The organism is Streptococcus oralis SK610, assembly GCF_000257455.1.
Taxonomy (GTDB): domain Bacteria; phylum Bacillota; class Bacilli; order Lactobacillales; family Streptococcaceae; genus Streptococcus; species Streptococcus oralis_CB.
Genome location: NZ_AJKQ01000008.1, coordinates 1 through 16,460, shown reverse-complemented (window position 1 = coordinate 16,460; position 16,460 = coordinate 1). Strand labels below are relative to the sequence as shown.

General features: G+C 40.2%; 16 protein-coding genes and 1 pseudogene. 1 reads left to right on the top strand and 16 read right to left on the bottom strand.

What is annotated here, in order from left to right; translation table 11 throughout:
• Positions 1 to 74: 74 nt before the first annotated feature.
• Positions 75 to 884, top strand: coding sequence for a Cof-type HAD-IIB family hydrolase (locus HMPREF1115_RS04810; RefSeq protein WP_000593607.1), 810 nt, complete (start codon positions 75 to 77; stop codon positions 882 to 884).
• Between the two features lie 45 nt (positions 885 to 929).
• Here HMPREF1115_RS04810 and HMPREF1115_RS04805 read toward each other — a convergent pair whose 3' ends face one another.
• The 16 genes and pseudogenes from HMPREF1115_RS04805 to HMPREF1115_RS04735 all read right to left on the bottom strand — a co-directional run bounded on the left by HMPREF1115_RS04805 (position 930) and on the right by HMPREF1115_RS04735 (position 16,349).
• On the bottom strand, positions 930 to 1,667 hold the full coding sequence (locus tag HMPREF1115_RS04805; protein WP_000759201.1) for a TraX family protein: 738 nt from the start codon (positions 1,665 to 1,667) through the stop codon (positions 930 to 932).
• A 144-nt stretch (positions 1,668 to 1,811) separates the two neighbouring features.
• Positions 1,812 to 2,687: an N-carbamoylputrescine amidase gene (gene aguB, locus HMPREF1115_RS04800; protein WP_001246737.1), complete on the bottom strand. Its 876-nt coding sequence runs from the start codon at positions 2,685 to 2,687 to the stop codon at positions 1,812 to 1,814.
• Positions 2,688 to 2,696: 9 nt separating this feature from the next.
• Positions 2,697 to 3,782, bottom strand: coding sequence for an agmatine deiminase (gene aguA, locus HMPREF1115_RS04795; RefSeq protein ID WP_000573458.1), 1,086 nt, complete (start codon positions 3,780 to 3,782; stop codon positions 2,697 to 2,699).
• Positions 3,779 to 4,906 carry a carboxynorspermidine decarboxylase gene (gene nspC / locus HMPREF1115_RS04790; RefSeq protein ID WP_000764345.1) on the bottom strand — a complete coding sequence of 376 codons (1,128 nt, stop codon included), beginning with the start codon at positions 4,904 to 4,906 and terminating at the stop codon, positions 3,779 to 3,781. Before nspC ends, aguA begins: the two co-directional genes overlap by 4 nt.
• Positions 4,906 to 6,165: a saccharopine dehydrogenase family protein gene (locus tag HMPREF1115_RS04785; RefSeq protein WP_000088767.1), complete on the bottom strand. Its 1,260-nt coding sequence runs from the start codon at positions 6,163 to 6,165 to the stop codon at positions 4,906 to 4,908. Before HMPREF1115_RS04785 ends, nspC begins: the two co-directional genes overlap by 1 nt.
• The gene (speE, locus tag HMPREF1115_RS04780) at positions 6,162 to 7,022 is read right to left on the bottom strand and encodes a polyamine aminopropyltransferase (protein WP_000366713.1); all 861 of its coding nucleotides are present in this window, start codon (positions 7,020 to 7,022) and stop codon (positions 6,162 to 6,164) included. Before speE ends, HMPREF1115_RS04785 begins: the two co-directional genes overlap by 4 nt.
• Positions 7,023 to 8,483 carry an aminotransferase class I/II-fold pyridoxal phosphate-dependent enzyme gene (locus tag HMPREF1115_RS04775; protein ID WP_000732148.1) on the bottom strand — a complete coding sequence of 487 codons (1,461 nt, stop codon included), beginning with the start codon at positions 8,481 to 8,483 and terminating at the stop codon, positions 7,023 to 7,025.
• Between the two features lie 623 nt (positions 8,484 to 9,106).
• Positions 9,107 to 9,661, bottom strand: a complete 555-nt coding sequence (locus HMPREF1115_RS04770; protein ID WP_000515979.1) for a hypothetical protein — start codon at positions 9,659 to 9,661, stop codon at positions 9,107 to 9,109.
• Positions 9,662 to 9,839: 178 nt separating this feature from the next.
• Positions 9,840 to 10,346, bottom strand: a pseudogene (locus tag HMPREF1115_RS04765) (YfbM family protein).
• A 91-nt stretch (positions 10,347 to 10,437) separates the two neighbouring features.
• Positions 10,438 to 10,620: a hypothetical protein gene (locus tag HMPREF1115_RS04760; RefSeq protein WP_000450746.1), complete on the bottom strand. Its 183-nt coding sequence runs from the start codon at positions 10,618 to 10,620 to the stop codon at positions 10,438 to 10,440.
• Positions 10,621 to 10,641: 21 nt separating this feature from the next.
• Positions 10,642 to 11,517: a DUF4300 family protein gene (locus HMPREF1115_RS04755; RefSeq protein WP_000831840.1), complete on the bottom strand. Its 876-nt coding sequence runs from the start codon at positions 11,515 to 11,517 to the stop codon at positions 10,642 to 10,644.
• 156 nt (positions 11,518 to 11,673) lie between these two features.
• Complete coding sequence (locus HMPREF1115_RS04750) at positions 11,674 to 13,413, bottom strand: glycoside hydrolase family 13 protein (RefSeq protein WP_000423946.1); 1,740 nt, start codon at positions 13,411 to 13,413, stop codon at positions 11,674 to 11,676.
• Positions 13,414 to 13,591: 178 nt separating this feature from the next.
• Complete coding sequence (locus HMPREF1115_RS04745; protein ID WP_001086585.1) at positions 13,592 to 14,083, bottom strand: nucleotidyltransferase domain-containing protein; 492 nt, start codon at positions 14,081 to 14,083, stop codon at positions 13,592 to 13,594.
• Positions 14,084 to 14,146: 63 nt separating this feature from the next.
• Positions 14,147 to 15,028 (bottom strand): diacylglycerol/lipid kinase family protein, encoded by an 882-nt coding sequence (locus tag HMPREF1115_RS04740; RefSeq protein ID WP_000710098.1) that lies wholly within the window; start codon positions 15,026 to 15,028, stop codon positions 14,147 to 14,149.
• Between the two features lie 170 nt (positions 15,029 to 15,198).
• Positions 15,199 to 15,558 (bottom strand): hypothetical protein, encoded by a 360-nt coding sequence (locus tag HMPREF1115_RS0102045; protein ID WP_000841611.1) that lies wholly within the window; start codon positions 15,556 to 15,558, stop codon positions 15,199 to 15,201.
• 29 nt (positions 15,559 to 15,587) lie between these two features.
• Positions 15,588 to 16,349 (bottom strand): hypothetical protein, encoded by a 762-nt coding sequence (locus HMPREF1115_RS04735; RefSeq protein WP_001108326.1) that lies wholly within the window; start codon positions 16,347 to 16,349, stop codon positions 15,588 to 15,590.
• Positions 16,350 to 16,460 lie beyond the last annotated feature (111 nt).

Here is a 16,460-nt window from a genome sequence, read left to right as displayed (position 1 = left end):
ATGTTACAATTCGGTCAGACATTTTATAGTCTATATGCTATAATAAAAGCAAAACACCTAGAAAAGGAAGTCTTATGATTAAACTACTTGCCTTGGATATGGACGGAACCCTCCTTAATGAAGCCAAGGAAATCCCCCAAGCCCACATCACTGCCATTCACCAAGCCATTGAAAAAGGTGTCAAACTGGTTCTCTGTACAGGTCGCCCGCTTTTCGGTGTCCTCCCCTACTATAAACAACTAGGACTTGACCTCCAGAATGAGTACGTCATTGTCAATAATGGTTGTTCAACTCACCAGACCAGTGACTGGGGTCTAGTTGACTGGCAAGAACTCAGTCCAGCTGACATCGAATACCTCTATGACCTAGCAGAAAAAAGCGACGTCCAGTTAACTCTTTTTGATGAAAAACATTATTTTGTTCTCGGTGGCAAGCCTAATCAAATTGTTCAAAATGATGCCAAGCTAGTCTTTTCAGACCTGACTGAAATCTCCCTTGAGGACGCGACTAGTGGCAAGTATCGGATGTTCCAAGGCATGTTTTTAGGAACAAAAGAGCAAACAGACGATTTTGAGCAGCGGTTCGTTGAGGAACTCTGCCAACGATTTAGCGGCGTTCGTTCGCAGCCTGTTATTTATGAAGCCATGCCCCTTGGAACTACCAAGGCTACTGCTCTTTCTCGACTAGCAGCGATTTTAAATATTGATCCGTCAGAGATTATGGCTATGGGTGATGCCAATAACGATATCGAAATGCTTCAGTTTGCAGGACTTGGCATTGCTATGGGAAATGCCAGCGACCATGTCAAATCCTTAGCCAATGACGTTACAACAAGCAATGAAGAAGACGGCGTTGCGCGTGCGATTGAGAAGTATATTTTATAAAAAAGAAAAGCAAATAGACAGAAATTACTGCTATTTGCTTTTTTGCTACTTAACCAAATAAGCAATCAAGGTTATAATCCATAGATGAGCTGGGTAGAAAATATAAAAGAAATATTTACTCCAACTAGTTTCTTTTCCTCGCTGTCCATTATAAAGTGCCATAAAAGGAAATACGGTGACAAAGAGCCAGTCAGAATTGTAAAGCATCATTTCCAGTGTTTGGTGCCAAGTGTCGTAAATTTGGATGGAAGTCACTAACAAGAAGGCCCACAGAAAGGCATATAGGAGATTTCGCAATCCCTTGCGATTTCGACAAGAGTAACTAATCAAGAGAAATGGTAGCATGGTGATGCCACCCTCAGTAAAAAGACACCCGAAAACCAAGAGACCAGCAACTCCAATCCGACGCCACAACTTCTCTTTTTTAGCCAACTCTTTTCTGGGAAAACCAATCCAAAGCATGGTGACACCGATGGCCAACGTCAAGAAAATATTATTAGTGACCATTACTCCCTTAGAGGCAAATAGGGCATTGAGGAGGCTATTTCCAGCAAACATGATAAGAGCACAACTCCAAAGGCGGATGAGGTAGTTTTTCAAATTTCGAGTATGGATGAAGCCTTCCATAGCCATATAGGCAAACCAAACTCCCACACAACGGGTCATAGCGTGAAGAATACCTTCCCACATAGGAGAAACGATCCCTGCGATATGAGGGATATGGTCCAGAACCATTACTGCCGCCATCAGATACTTCAACTGCGTCGCATTCCATTTTTTCATAATAAACCTCTTTCTTTTTGATCTACATAGAGTATAGCATACATTTCTACGTATAATCGTACACCCATCTTACATTTAAAAAGCCTATCTTACATTTTTGTAAGACAGGCGTGAATATCAAAAATTTATTATGAAAGTTACCTTCTAGTCGGTAATCCGTTGGTACATTTCTGGTCTTCTATCTCGAAACAGTCCCCAGTTGAGGCGTTCACTTGCTCCCTTATCCAGGTCATAAGTTGCTAACAGAACAGCTTCTCCTTGTCTTTCAGCTCTCTCTAGAATAGCTCCTGTTTCATCCGTCATAAAGGAGGAACCGTAGAAGTCAAGACTGGAACTCTGTCCACCATTTTCCTCACTAGGAGAGACTTCTTCCAAACCGTAACGATTGGCTGCAATGACTGGAACAATATTTGCTGCTGCGTGCCCTTGCATAGTACGTTGCCAGTGACCACAACTGTCTGTATCCAAAATAGGTTCCGAACCGATAGCTGTTGGATAAAAGAGCAATTCAGCACCATTCAATGCAAGACAGCGCGCTGTTTCGGGGAACCATTGATCCCAACAGATGCCGATCCCAATTTTAGCGTAGCGAGTATCCCAGACCTTGAAGCCAGTGTTACCAGGCGTAAAATAAAACTTTTCTTGATAATAATGGTCATCTGGTATGTGGGTCTTTCGATAAACGCCCAGCACTTTTCCATCTGCATCAATGACGGCAATAGAGTTATACAAGACATTGCCATCTTTTTCATAGAAACTGATTGGTAAAACAACCTGCAGTTCCTTAGCAATCGATTTAAAATATTGAATGGCTGTATTTTCTTCCACTGACTGGGCATATTGGTAGTAGTCATACTGACGCTCCTGACAGAAATAGGGACGTTCAAACAATTCGGGTAAAAGAATAATTTGTGCGCCTTGTTCTGCAGCCTGACGTACTAAACGCTCTGCGGTTTGGATATTTGTTGCCACATCCTTAGCGCATTGCATCTGAATGGCTGCAACTCTTACATTTCTCATCTTTTTCTCCTATTCTGGGATTTGTTGGGTGATACAGTGGATATTGCCACCACCTAAGAGAATATCTCTGGCTGGTATTCCGATAACTTTACGGTCTGGAAAACACTTGCTGAGAATATCTAGGGCTACTTGGTCGTTAACATCCTCAAACTGTGGAACTAAGACAGCCTTGTTGGCAATATAGAAATTGACATAGGAAGCTGCAAGACGCTCGCCCTCATAACGCTCCTCTTCCCCATCTTCATAGGTATAACCTGGTAAATCCTCCTTAGTGACAACCTGACGAATAGCTGGAATAGGAAGCTTATGAATAGTGAAAGTGCGACCTTTTGCATCCGTTTCCTTTTCTAAAATCTCAAGGTCGGCTGCAGACATAGCATACTGAGGATCACTTTTGTCGTCTGTCCAAGCTAGAACAAGCTCTGCAGGACCAACGAAGGCTGCAACATTGTCAACGTGTTCATTGGTTTCGTCCTGATAAATACCATAAGGTAGCCAAATAACTTTTTCAGCGCCAAGATAGTTCAATAATCTTCTCTCGATTTCCTCTTTACTGAGATGAGGATTGCGACCAGCGCTCAGAAGGCAACTTTCAGTCACAAGAATGGTTCCTTGACCATCGCTATGGATCGCGCCGCCTTCCAGTACAAAAGGTTTGGCATCGTAAACAGGCATTTCCAAGGCCTCAGCAAAACGACTAGCTACTTGGTTATCCTCTTCATAATCTTGATAAAGACCATCTACAGCTCCACCCCAGGCATTGAAAGACCAATCGACTGCCAACTTGTCTCTTTTATCATTGACAAGAATCGTCGGACCAGTATCACGCGCCCAGGCATCATTGGTGGGAATGTCTAAATAAACAACCTTGTCTCCTAGATAGGACTGGGCTTCAGATAGATAGTCCTGCTCCACCAAAAGGTAAACCCTTTCCCCTTGGGCTATGGTCTCAATAATCTGGCTAAAGGCCTTCTTAGCCGCTTTTCCTTGAAAGGGCCATGAACCTGGTCGAGTTGGCCATATCATGAGGGTACCATGATGGGGTTCGTACTCTGCTGGCATACGATAACCTGCTTTTTTCGGAGTTTCTATCATGATAATCTCCCTTTAAAGTCTTGATAGCCGAAGGCTTTGACTAAGCTGCAGTCTCCCTGCTCGTCCATAAGATAGAGACTTGGCAAGCCAATACCGTTAAAGGTATTATTTTTGACAAATGAGTAAATAGCCATATCTTCGAAATAGAGTCTATCTCCAATTTCAACTGGATTTTCAAAGCTATAATCGCCAATCACATCACCCGTCAGACAGGTATTGGAAGAAAGTCTATAGGTGTGGGCTTTTTCCTGAGCCTCAAATCCATTTCTCAAAGGTGGACGATAGGGCATTTCAAGTACATCTGGCATATGGCAGGTCGCGGAGGCATCTAAAACCAAGATATCCATACCGTTTTCGACAATATCCAATACCTCCGTTGCTAGATAACCAGCATTGAGCGCAATAGCTTCACCCGGCTCGATATAAACTTCAAGATTGTAAGTTTCTCGGATACGCTTGATTTCTGAAATCAGCAAATCCACATCGTAGTCTTCTCTTGTGATGTGGTGTCCGCCACCCATATTGAGCCATTTAACTTGATGTAAGTAGGGACCAAACTGAGCTTCTACAGCTTTCAAAGTTGTCTCTAAATCATCCGCCCCCTGCTCGCAAAGGGTGTGAAAATGAAGACCATCTACTAAGTCCAGCAAATCGCTTGGTATCTTGTCTAGAGTAACTCCAAAACGAGATCCAGGTGCACAAGGGTCATAGAGCGCGTGGTCTCCTTGAGTTGAACACTGTGGGTTGAGGCGCAAACCGACACTAATGCCAGCCTCTCGACAACGAGGACCATGTTTACGCAACTGTCTCTCTGAGTTGAAGACGATATGATCCGTTATTTCCAGCAATTCCTCCAAGTCTGCATCCTTGAAAGCAGGTGCAAAGACATGGACTTCCCCCGGGAATTCTTCTCGTGCTAGTTTGGCCTCATAGATACCACTTGCAGTTGTACCAGATAGGTACTCGCTAATCAAGGGATAGGTTTTATAAAGAGAATATGCCTTCTGGGCAAGCAAAACCTTGCAGCCCGCTTCTTCCTGAACTTGCTGTAAAATACGGCAATTGGCTTCTAACTTGGCCAAGTCAATGACATAGGCTGGTGTGGGTACTTGTTCTAACTTCATTAGTCCACCATTTGTGGATTTTCAACCACAACCCATGGCAATCCGTACTCATTCAAAGCTTCCATGAATGGATCTGGATCCAATTCTTCAAGGTTGTAAACTCCAGGTTGTTTCCAAGTTCCGTTCATCACTAATTTGGTCCCAATCATGGCTGGAACGCCTGTTGTGTAAGAGATTGCTTGTGAACCAACTTCTGCGTAACATTCCTGATGATCACAAACATTGTAGATATAGATAGTCTTTTCAACACCGTCTTTGACACCTGTAAAGATACAGCCGATATTGGTTTTTCCAACTGTACGTGGGCCAAGGCTGGCTGGATCAGGAAGCAAGGCTTTTAAGAATTGAATCGGTACAATGTCTTGTCCATTAAAGTTAATAGCATCCGTACGAAGGAGACCAACGTTTTCCAAGCATTTCATGTGAGTTAGATAAGATTGGCCAAAAGTCATAAAGAAACGAATGCGTTTAACACCTGGAATGTTTTTGGCAAGTGATTCGATTTCTTCATGGTGAAGGAGATACATATCTTTTTGTCCAACTTGAGGGAAATCATACTCACGCTTGATAGACATGGCTTCGACTTCGACCCATTTTCCATCTTCCCAGTAAGAACCTGGCGCAGAAACCTCGCGGAGATTGATTTCTGGGTTAAAGTTTGTTGCAAATGGATAACCGTGGTCACCACCATTACAGTCTAAAATGTCGATATAGTGGATTTCATCAAAATAGTGTTTGAGAGCATAGGCTGAAAAGACACTAGTCACACCTGGGTCAAAACCAGATCCAAGAAGAGCTGTTAAGCCTGCTTCTTTAAATTTCTCCTGATAAGCCCACTGCCATGAGTAGTCAAAGTAAGCTGTAAAACCAAGTTCCTTGCAGCGTTTTTCATAAATCGCACGCCATTCAGGGTCTTCTGTATCCTCAGCTTCGTAGTTGGCTGTGTCAATATAGTGGACACCTGTTGCCAAACAAGCATCCATAATAGTCAAGTCTTGATATGGGAGTGCTACATTCAAAACAGCTTCTGGTTTGTAGCTTTCAATCAAGGCAATCACTTCTTCAACTTTGTCAGCGTCAAGGGCAGCTGTCTCAATCTTTGTACTTGTTTTACCTTCCAGTTTAGCCTTCAAGTCATCACATTTTGACTTGGTACGGCTAGCAATCATAATCTCTGTAAAGGTTTCGCTATCTTGGCAAATCTTTGAAATAGCAACTTGGGCAACGCCCCCACATCCAATAACTAATAAACGACTCATTTTTTTCCTTCCTCTTCTTCTAAAATGTCTTCTACATACTTGGGCAACATAAAGGCTCCCACGTGTAAGTTTGCAGTATAGTATTCCGTGAAAAGCTGACGTTTTTTCCAGCCTTCCTTATCAAAATCTTTGACAGGGTGGTATTTTTTCGATGCAAATCCAAACAACCAATAGCCAGCTGGGCTAGTTGGAATATGGGCCTGATAGACCCGGCTAATTGGAAAGGCTTGATTGACCTTGCGGTGCATGCTTCGGCAAGCAGACTCATCTTCGTCAAAGAAGGGACTACCATGCTGGTAAATCATAATCCCGTCTTCTTTCAAGGCTCTATAACTATTGCCATAAAATTCCTTGGTAAAGAGCCCTTCCGTATGTCCAAATGGGTCTGTCGCATCGTTGATGATAATATCGTAGTCATCTTCACAGTTTCGCAAAAAGCGTAGCCCGTTTTGATAGTAAATGGTGACACGAGGATCATCTAGCCCCGCAGCAAAGTCTGGAAAATACTCACGACAAACCTCTACCAACATTTCATCAGGTTCAACGATATCGATTTGCTCGAGTTCAGGATAGAGCGTTAATACTTGGGCAACACCGCCGTCGCCACCCCCGATAACCAAAACTTTCTTGGGATTTGGATGTACAGCCATAGGAACATGAACGGTCATTTCATTGTAAACAAAATCATCTGCATCTGAAAACAAGACATGCCCATTTAAGATCAATATCTTTCCAAAAGCTGGTGTATCTAATACCTCTATATCCTGCCATTCACTCTTACCAGCGTAGAGTTGCTTGGCTGTTCTCAGGGACAGTTTCACATCTGGAGTATGAACTTCAGAAAACCATAAATCCATCTAGTTCTCCTTTCTTTTAATGACGTTGATGTGATTGACTTCTGGATCTTCTGTCCCTTGGAGGGAGCAACCACGTTCTTTGGCAAATAGGATATAATCCACAATGTCTCGTGTAATGCGTTCACCTGGTGCTAGGATTGGAATCCCTGGAGGATAGCACATGACAAATTCTCCACAGACCTGTCCAACAGACTCATCCAAGGTCAAACTTCTTCTCTCTGAATAAAAGGCTTCCTGAGGAGACAGGACTAACTCGGGCTGGATATATTCACCAGCAATCAAGTCCTTCCCATCTCTCGAGTAGAGCCTCTTGATGTCAGTCAAAGCACCGACTAAGCGCTCGATGTCTTGGATGCGGTCACCGATTGAAATATAAGCCAAGATATTCCCAATATCCCCAAACTCGATCTGAATGTCGTATTCATCTCGCAAGAGATCATAAACCTCTATCCCTGTTAGCCCAATTCCCTGAGTGTAGACGGACAGCTTGGTCACATCAAAATCACAGACCGATACACCGTCTATTAACTCTTTTGAGTAGGCATAGTAACCACCGATAGCATTGATTTCACGACGAGCATACTCGGATAGCTCAATAACTTTCTCAAAAGACTCTTTGCCACGAAGAGCTAAGTTCCGTCGAGAAATATCCAAACTAGCCATCAACAAGTAAGAGGCAGATGTAGACTGGGTCAGGTTGATAATCTGACGAACGTACTCAGGATTCATCTGATTTCCAATAAGTAAAATGGAGCTTTGGGTCAAACTCCCGCCAGACTTATGCATAGAGACCGCCGCCATATCAGCTCCAGCGTCCATAGCAGACAGTGGCAATTTATCTGTAAAATGCAAATGCGCTCCATGAGCTTCATCGACTAATACCAACATACCTGCTTCATGAGCCATTTCCGTTAAACCCTTGAGGTCTGAACAAATTCCATAGTAGGTAGGATTGTTGATTAGGATAGCTTTAGCATCTGGATGCTCCTTAATTGCCTGCGCAACACGGTCATTTTCAAGACCTAAAGCAATGCCAATTTTAGAATCTACACTCATCTCGATATAGATGGGAATGGCACCACATACAACCAACGCATTGATAGCAGATTTGTGGACATTTCGTGGCAGAATAATCTTATCTCCTGCCTTACAAGTCGAAAGAATCATAGTTTGAACTGATGAGGTTGTTCCCCCAATCATGAGAAAGGCATGGGCTGCTCCAAAAGCATCCGCTGCCAACTCCTCTGCATCCCGAATAATCGAAATAGGATGGCCGAGATTATCCAAGGGTTTCATAGAATTGACATCAATGCCAACACATTTTTCTCCTAACAGTTCGACAAGTTCTGGATTTCCTCGTCCACGCTTGTGACCTGGCACATCAAAGGGGACAATTCTTTTCTTGCGTAGCTTGACCAAGGCCTCATAAATTGGGGCTTGGTTTTGATCTAACTTCTTCAAGACATACTCCTTTACCGTATTTTTAGCACCTCAAAAAGATAAAGGCGACTAAAGGTTGACTTATGAAAAAAGAGCAGGTTTTCACCTGCTCTGCAATCTTCTGACGTGTGTATTTTGGTTTCTGTTGAGTATGTCTGTTCCCGATGTTTCCTAACTCTCTAGTAGCAAATATTACGTACTTTATTGATCGTTTCACAAGATGACGTGTGCTTTCACCACACTAAAAATTTATGAATTAGGACAAGCGTCCTAACATCAACTTATAAAAGTAGGCTTTTAACCCTATCAATAATGTGGCTTTTCAACCACGCTTCGGCATTCAACCCTGCCTGTCCGTAGGCATTTTTTACTCGGGTTTATATTTGCTAGAAAACATCTTCTCATTTTCTAAGCCTTATAACTATATCATGTTTATAAGAACTTGTAAAGCATTTTGTGAAACTTTTTTAAATAATTTTGTTTTTTGTTCGTCAAATTCTGTTGAACTATAAAAAGAAATCGTTTTAAATCGTTATCTGCATAAGAAAAAAGAAACTACAGACATTAACTTCTTCAATAATTCTTCAAGTATAACTTGATATTGAAAATCAGTTCTTTTCATCAGATTTTATACACATTTCTAGCTAGGAAGTGCGAATCAACTGCTCCAATTCTACTTCTGAAAGCTGGCCTTGATTGTAAAGTTTTCTAAGTAAGTCCTCATCTACGGTAATTGAATAGTAATCCGTCACAAACTCATGAAATTTCTCAAAACTGTCAAAGAAATAGGATAACAACCATTCGCCACCGTCCTGCTCTTGGTAGGTATTTTGATGCTCTTGACCGTCATACCAGATAAAGGAAGTTGTTTCATCTTTTTGCTCTTCTGAGTATAGGTTTTGATACTTTTCATCTAGTCCTCTATAAAATCCGTCTATGATGTCTTGATCCCACTCGTCAGCAGCAAATTGACTCAAACTGCTTTCATGATCAAAGCCCTTTATAAGGATCATTTTATCAGTGAAAATCACATCTAGAGAATCACCAGAACCGTTGTCGATAAGGTAACGGATTCCGTAGCTTCCCTCAGTCTTAACGATCAATCGAAGCCAGGTCTCATTTGGATCTGTTCGATACTCATCAATGACAAGTAAGGCATCTAAACGTGTCTTTGCATTTTCCCATTCAATTTTTCCCATCTCTTTAATCCTCCATCTTAAAGTTTAAAATCTATTATGCTTACAAATTCTATAACCAATTTCTATCTATTCCGTCCGACTATACTGTGGAATATTTTCTTCACCAGACAAATCATCAGGTGTACGATTTTCTACATGTGCATTCATCACGCACCTGATTAACAGTTGGTAAAAGTAGTTAACAAATAGTCACTAAGACATTCCCCTTGAGAGTTAAGATTTTCTTATAAAAGTCCTTCATTTTTACAAAGCAGGTTCGAATATCATCCTTGATTTCTTCCTCTTCTTCAAGATAATCCCAAATATCGGGATACAAATCTGCCTTCTTGCATGCTTCCATGCTAAAGTTAGCTAAAGCCCTATCCATGTCAAAATTCTCTAATGCTTGAACAATCTCAGCTATCTTTGAGTGTTCAGTATAGGCTATATACTCCGATACATTTTCTAAAGGAGTTACTCCCAAGACAGCTTCTCTCAAGGGATCGTCATCCATAAATTCTGAACTACTAAAACCTGTCATAACAAAGAGTAAGGCATCCCACATTTTGTCAATATCTATCAACGTATCATTTCCCTCAGGCTAATCATCTACTATGTCAAGCAAATCCTCTTCCTGACAAGAATACCGCTTTATTTGATTTAATTCATTGTCAGATAGATATCGATAATTAGCAATCATTCCCATGATGTTTCCTCCTATTCGTTTCTTAGGATAGCACTAATGTTACTAGTTCCCTTTCTTGAAAAGGCATAATACTGTTTTTGGACTCTCCTCTTTATTTCAAATCCTCATCTTCTGTCTCTTCCCAGACTTCTGACTGGTATCCCTCTCCGTCAATATCATAGCGCTGAGTATAACCTATAAATTTTTCCTTTTTATTTGAATTACGAGGCTTGAGAATGTTTATAGCCCAGAATCCGATAAGAATGACAACTAAAAGCGCTATTACAGTCTCCATATTACTTCTCCTTTGCCTATCTTAATAACCTTCAACCCACTTTTCATTATCCATAATGAAAGGCTTGGCCAGTCCATCACCTGTATAATCCGCATATTTGGTGGATAGATACTTGTAACAATCTTCCTTGCTCGCGAACTTAATAGCTTGATAAGGCTCTTCAAAAGTCAGTTTCTCTACAAATAAGAAACCATCATCAGCTGGCACTAAAACACCAACGTGTCCAACAAAAAGATACTCTCCATCCAAATTATCATGTAACACAACAGACAACATCCGAGCTTTATCATTAAATTGAAACTGGGAGAAGAATTTCTCCATCTTCTGCGCGTGAACTTTTACATCCGTTGTCGCTTCCGTCTCCACCCTAGAAAATAGAATATCAAACTCTTCCTTATCTTTCGCGTCAAATACTTTTCCCTTATCGATAGCATCGTTATCCACAAAAAGTAGCTGGTCATTCTTTTCAAGTTTTGGGATCGTGACTGAATTTTTTAATAACGCATAGCTATTGATACGGCAGTTAGTCCCGACAAAGTCACCCTTTTTTTGATTCCAGAGACTGCTGATTTTCTCTACATCGTATTCTGTCTTCGTAAAGGAGGCAAAATTTCCACTTAAGCCAGTAGAGCCGACAGTCGCATTATAGTCTGTGACAAGATTGAAAAATGTCTCAACACTATTTGGGTCCAAGTGAGCTGATAAGAGAGATTTGACCTCTTCGGAACTTACCTGGCTGTTTAGATTGGTATATGAAGCCGTCCAAGGAACTTTATCTGAGCTGGCTTGTGTCTGATTTCCAGCTTCAGTGCTCGTATTATTTTGGTGACAAGCAGCCAATCCAAGAAATAAGGGCAAACACAATCCCAAGGCTACTACTTTTCTCGTTCGTTTCATGCAATTCTCCTTCTAGAGTACAAGTCTTTATTTCTTTGTAAACACCCTTCACTAATCACTCATTTAGGAATCGGTGACCTAGCTTTATTATACTACATAAGTCAAAAAAAGACTGCACGAATCACCCATTCATCACAGTCTTTTTGAGTACGATTTTTATCGGATTATAAAACCTTTAGGCAAAATCACCAGTTGCTGCTCCAATTCTTGGCAATGACTGGCTAGCGCTACAGAATCACGGTCTACAAGATAGTTTTCACTTGATTGGTTAAAAATAGCTTGGATTTTTTGTCCATCATAATCCCATGCCAGAGATACCACATCTGGCTCGATTTCTGTCAGTCTATAGGTTCCATGTTGGATAATGCCAGAAATATCCTTGCGAAGCTGAACCAATTTCTTCATAAATTTCAGCATCTCATTACTATCGGAAACACGTTCCCAAGGCATGACACGACGACAATCTGGATCTGGACCTCCATCTAATTCTAACTCAGTCCCATAGTAGAAACACGGTGTTCCCCTTTGCAAAAAGAGGCAGGCGAGGGCAGACTTAACAAGTTGAGTCTCTCCCTTGGCAGTAGCCAAAATGCGCTCCGTATCGTGAGAATCCAGAAGATTAAACATCACTTCCGAAATCTGCTGTCTATAGTACATAGACTGGCTATTGATCTCATCGATAAATTGATGGGACTTCTTAACCCCACGCAAGAAATAATCCTTGATACTGTCAGAGAGTGGATAGTTCATGACTGCGTGAAATTCATCGCCATTTAGCCAAGGCTGTGAAGTGTGCCAGACCTCTCCAAGAATATAAAGGTCAGGCTTTTTAGCCAAGACAGCCTTATGGAAATCTCGCCAAAATTGATGGTCTACTTCATTTGCCACATCCAATCGCCAAGCATCAATATCAAACTCTTCAATCCAGTAGGTCGCAACTTTTAACAAATAGTCCCTCACTTGAGGATTGGCCGTATTGAGCTTGGGCATATAGCTGGCAAAGGCAAAGGTATGGTAAGGGAGTTTTCTTGGATTTCCAAGCTTATCCTTGGTCACGGGAAATTCTTGAACATGGAACCAGTCTTTGTAAACAGAATCTTTACCATGCTTGAGGACATCTTGCCACTGCGGAGACTGATCCCCGATATGATTGAAAACAGCGTCCAGCATGATCTTCATGCCTCTCTGATGGGCCTCCTCCACCAGTTTACGAAAGGTTTCCTTATCTCCAAAATGACGATCAATTTCGAAATAATCCGTTGTATTATACTTGTGATTGCTTGGAGATTCAAAAATCGGACAGAGATAAAGTCCTGTAATGCCCAAATCGTGCAAGTAATCCAGATGGTCAATGATACCTTGTAAATCACCACCAAAGAAATCACTCGTTTTTGGTTTGATAGATGAATCCCAAGCCAGAGCCCCTTCTGGAGAAATCTCAGGGTTCCCATTAGCAAAGCGTTCTGGGAAAATCTGGTACCATACCGTCTCTGCTACCCATTCAGGAACATGGCAAGCATCAATCTCATGGATATAAGGGATTTTAAATCCATTTCCTTCATAATGAAGATTTTCTAGTGTGTTTTCAACACAGCCCTTATCGCCATATAAGATTTTTTGACCCTGATTATCCTTGAGTTCAAAGAGATACTGGAGTCGCGCATAGCCGACCGTAACTTCCGCTTGCCAGTAATCAAATAAGGCATCGGAAGTCACTTTGACCATCGCCTTACTTGCTTCATAATGGTCATCTAAAAAGATAAAAGTGTCTCCATAATGCAAGTTGATGTTTTCAATGTCATCTTTCTTGGTCCGGATACGAATGTGCATTGTCTTGTCTTTATAAAGATAAGCGTACTCCGACTCTGGTCTGTGGTAAATGGCTGTTAATTCCATTGTATTTGTCTCCTGATTGACTTGGTTGCATTTACGACGCAAACGTTTTCATAATTGTGATTCTAGTATACTACTTTCGAATTTTATTTTCAAGACTTGTCCGTAGTTTCGAGTGAATTGTTTTTGAGAATATAAAAAAGTAGTAAGACTTAATACCTACTACTTTCTGATTGATGATTTACAACTGTCTTTCCAGCCACTCTATCTTTTTAAAATCCTTATTGTTATTGTGGTTATTTCGATAGGAATCATGGGAAGAAGACTTATAAATACTTAAATACTGTTCTAAACTTGGAACGCGAAAAGTGATGTTTTCGAGATGAATCTGCTCTATATCTGATTCCGAAATCCCTGCAAAATCTGGTAAAGAATCAATACTTCCAAACTCAACACTCAGACCATCTTTTTGGAATTCATGCTCATGAATATCTATTAAGGCATAGCCTAAGTGTTTCATCACTTTCATTATCTTGTCCCAGTCATAAATTCTGAGATAATCAGGTGCTTCCCAGCCTCTAGGGTCACCAGGCACATGAATGTCAATGTCAGACGGCCGCCATTCTTCATTTGAACGGTATTCAAAACCCAAAGACCCCATGAGCGTCGGTGTGATTCCAACTTGGTTTAAATGAGAACAAATTGTTCGAAATTCATCAAATAGAGAATTCATTCCTCCTCCAATCGTTGATATAGAACTCGATTTCATTGTAAAAAATAAACTAATTTTTACCTTCTACTCTTTCGGTTTTGAAAATACTTCTACTCGCTGAGCTAGGACTTTGATTTCTACAGGTAGGTTATCCGATTTATCGCCGTCAACATCTGACTCCAATTCACTATCTGAAGAGATCTTAATATTACGCGCTCTGATATACTCAATATTATCATTGCCGACAACATCTCCTTTTAGTAAATCAGGAATGACGGATAATTTAGAGAATATAGAAGCATCTTTTAGAATCAAAATATTCGCATAGCCATCTTTGTCTTCTTCAAAGATTTTCTTATCAGCGAAGTAATTTGTCAAGAGAACCAAAACATGACTAGCTTCACCTACATAATTTCCATTTTCTGTCTCAACCTTAATGTTAAAGACCTGATCCGTCATGACAGACTTCATGGTATTTACAGCATAGGCAAAGATACCAAATTTTGTTTTGTCCTCGATTTCAACATTGTGAATCGCCTCAGGCAGAGAACCGATACTAAAAATATAACCAAAATAGTTGTCATTTGCTTTACCGATATCAATCTTGTTGGTTAAGTTAAAATCGAGTTCATCTATCGCGCCATCGATATCTTGATTGATTTCCAACAGTTTCGTAATGAGGTTACCCGTCCCACCAGGGATAATCCCTAACTTAGGAATGTAATCTCTCTCAGCAATACCTGAAATGACTTCATTGACAGTCCCGTCTCCACCGAAAACAACCACTGCATCGTACTCCTCACGAGACGCTTCTTCAGCAAAAATTGTTGCATCCAACGCTTTTTCGGTAATTTTGGTTTCAACATATTCAAAGTATTCTTTTGCTTTATTCTCCAGCTTGACCTTATAATCCAAAGCCTTCTCCCCACCAGAGGTAGGATTGATAATTAACATTGCTTTTTTCATTGATTTTCTCCTTAATATTCGTTTGAAACCTTTATATTTCATTATATGAAACTAAATGTACCCCTATTATACAATGAAAATACAGAAAAGAGAAATCTGACGTACCGGAGATTGAGAGAATCAGTTCTAAAAAAAGTTAGATATGCTGAAAATGATAAATACCTTCTAGTTTATTTTTTTACCAATCGATTAAAATCAACCAAATATAAAATCCCAGAAATAAGAGCAAAAATTGCTGAAAAAAATGAAAGGAAGGGGATAAAACCTGTGATAGATGCAACTAAGAGAAACAAAAAACTTTTCTTACGACCGTTTGATTCTTTTCTATAAATGAAAATTGCAAGTATGGAACAAACAAGAAATATAAAACTAATTAAATTTACTGAGAAAGCCCATGCTGGTTTATCAACAAAATGAAGAGCCCCATTGATAAATCTTATCTCCCATCTATAGAAAAATGCAAATGCAATAATGGGAGAGCACGTTAAAGCAAAAATTCCATTAAAAAAAAATAAACTGTTTGATTTCATATTAAATCCTTTTCTGTACTTATTCATCGCTAATTAATAGATTCACTATTTAAAAATTCTTTAGACTTCCGTACGATATAAAGCTGTTCATCTTCTTGAGCAAGTTTTCTAAACAACTCATTCGCCCTGGTCATATCACCTTTTATTTTAAAGTTCAAAGCTTGATAGTAACTGATTTCCAATTGTTGATATTTAAACTCGTTTTCCAATTCTTCAAAATAATCATTGGATTGATGAGCAATTGTTAAATCGTAAAGCGCGATACTCACGCTTTTTGTTTTCTCAGCTAGAGACGGATCTGATATGGACATTTTGTCTAGCATAAGATCAAGCTCGTCCCTGGTCAGGTCAGGTTGTGCAAGAACTGTTGAGCGAATGAGGTAACTCTCTAAAAAATCTCTGTATTTCGGCTTCAGTTTTTGATCAGTCATTGCTTCAGAAGCCTCCTTAATGGCAGCATCGAAATCACCAATCATATAGGAATACCCAACAGATGTTAGTGTCACATCCATTTTTATAATAGCTCTTTTTGCATCTTTCTTCAATTCAATGTATTGCTTCCAAGATGGTAAATCTAAGTCCATATACAGTAACTTAGTACCACTCCTTACATACCCTCTTCTGATTAGTGCAATGAAAAGAAATAAGAGTGCATTTATAAATAAAATACAAAGGGTTTGAATAGTCCTATCTTTCACCATCCAAGCTACAAAAAGAATGAGAAGAACAGCCAAAACAATCACGACTTTTCTATAAAATCCATATTTCTTGCGTATTTCTAAATAATTCATTTTTACTCCTTTTCTAACTCACAATGCTACATTGTAAAAGCTGTCTTGAACTTTAAATGAGTCACTCACCACCCAAACACTTTCTGAATTGATTTAATACCTGAATCAATG